Origin of the sequence: Protofrankia sp. Cj3 (genome assembly GCF_917627355.1) — a bacterium.
GTDB lineage: Bacteria > Actinomycetota > Actinomycetes > Frankiales > Frankiaceae > Protofrankia.
This window is the reverse complement of the sequence record NZ_CAKJTR010000007.1, coordinates 1-1,917: the sequence shown is the minus strand read 5'-3', so window position 1 is coordinate 1,917 and position 1,917 is coordinate 1. Positions and strand designations below refer to the sequence as shown.

The following is a 1,917-nucleotide window of genomic DNA, read 5'->3' as shown; positions in this document are numbered from 1 at the left end:
GCTGACAGCACGACCGTCCGCGACCCGGTTACCCGGGACGGAATTCTCGATGGCTGGCTGGTTGACACCGCCGACACCGGTACCGAGGTGCCCGGAGTCACCGTGCGGGCCCGGCCGCTGCTGATGACCGACGTCGCGGCGACCGCCGAGATCGTGCGCGCGGCCCTGGAACTCGCCGGTGTCTGACACCCTGGAGATCATCGCCATATCGGGCATCGGCGAGGTGCGCACCGGTGACGACCTCGCCGCGCTCATCGTGACCGCGCTGGCCACCGGTGGCCTCCAGCCGCGCGACGGCGATGTCCTCGTCGTCACCTCAAAAATCGTCTCCAAGGCGGAAGGACGGCTGCTGCGCGTCGACGGCGACCGGGAGACGGCCCGGCTGGCCGCCGTCGAGGCCGAGACCGTCCGCGAGGTGGCCCGGCGCGGGCCGACCCGAATCGTGGAGACCCGGCAGGGATTCGTCATCGCCAGCGCCGGGGTGGACGCGTCCAATGTGATCAAAAACGAGATAGCCCTGCTGCCGGTCGACGCGGACGCAAGCGCTCGGGCGCTGGCGGCCGGGCTGCGCGACCGCCTGGGCGTACGGGTCGCTGTCATCATCAGCGACACCGCCGGCCGGCCGTGGCGGGCCGGCCTGACCGACCACGCGATCGGCGTCGCGGGCATGGCCGCGCTGCGCAGCCATATCGGCGATGTCGACCCGTACGGCAACGAACTGGGCATGACCGAGATCGCCGAAGCGGACGAGCTGGCCGCCGCCGCCGACCTGGTCAAGGGGAAACTGACCGGCGTGCCGGTGGCGCTGGTGCGCGGGCTGCGCCCGCTCGCCGACGACGGCCGAGGGGCCCGGGCGCTGGTACGCCCCGCGGCCGAGGACATGTTCCGGCTCGGCACCGCTGAAGCCCAACGGGCGGCGGTCACCGCCCGGCGGACCATCCGGGAGTTCAGCGACCGGCCGGTGGATCCGGCCGCCATCGAGCGTGCCTTCGCGGCGGCGCTGACGGCACCCGCGCCGCACCACACCACACCGTGGCGGTTCGTGGTCGTGACCGAAGCCCGCGACCAGCTGCTCGACGCGATGGCCACGGCGTGGGCAGCGGACCTGGTCGCCGACGGCTTCGGCGAGGCGGCGGTCGCGCGCCGGCTCGCCCGTGGGAACGTGCTGCGCCGGGCACCCGTGCTCGTCGTCCCCTGCCTGGCCGCCGACGGCGCCCACGCCTACCCGGATGGCCGGCGGGCCGCCGCCGAGGAGCGGATGTTCCTGGTCGCGATGGGGGCCGGCGTGCAGAACATGCTGATCTGCCTGGCCGCGGACGGCCTGGGATCATGCTGGGTGTCGAGCACCTTGTTCTGCCCGGAGGTGGTCCGCGCCGTCCTGCGGCTGCCAGACGAGTGGCAGCCCATGGGAGCCGTGGGCATCGGGCATCCGGCGCAGGCGCCTGCCGACCGCCCCGCGCGGGATGTCGCGGCCTTCGTCGTCGCCCGGTAGAGCCGGCCGTCCGCGGTAGAGGCGTCCCTCGGGGAGGCTCGGACAGCATCCACGCAGAACCAGGCCAAAGCGAGCCTGGTTGTGTCGGCCCTCGTACCTGCCCTTATCACGCCCGGTGACGGATCCCGGCCGGTAGCGGCGCGGGCGCTGACCGGGGGCGGTGCCTGATGGCCGCGGATGGCGCCGCCGTGATGGACGCTCCGGCTGGGGTGCGGCCGGCGGCAGGAAGTGACGTGGCGGTCACCATCATCAGGGCCACCCATCGGCAATACACGCGGAGACGACAAAAGCGGCCACTGCCATGTTGCGTGGCGGCAGGCTGGTGCGTCGGTGGGTGTCGGTACGGTGCGGTCATGTCGAATCCGTCCACACCTCATGACGCGGTGTTCCGCCGGATTTTGGGGACGCCGTCGAACGCGGCGTCA

General features: G+C 72.8%; 1 protein-coding gene and 1 pseudogene. Both read left to right on the top strand.

All coding sequences use genetic code 11. From position 1 onward, the window contains the following. Positions 1 to 186, top strand: a pseudogene (locus tag MJ783_RS01755) (hypothetical protein); the annotation flags it as partial. Next, complete coding sequence (locus MJ783_RS01750; RefSeq protein WP_239308131.1) at positions 179 to 1,492, top strand: coenzyme F420-0:L-glutamate ligase; 1,314 nt, start codon at positions 179 to 181, stop codon at positions 1,490 to 1,492. The pseudogene MJ783_RS01755 and the gene MJ783_RS01750, both read left to right, overlap by 8 nt. The last annotated feature ends 425 nt before the right edge of the window (positions 1,493 to 1,917 follow it).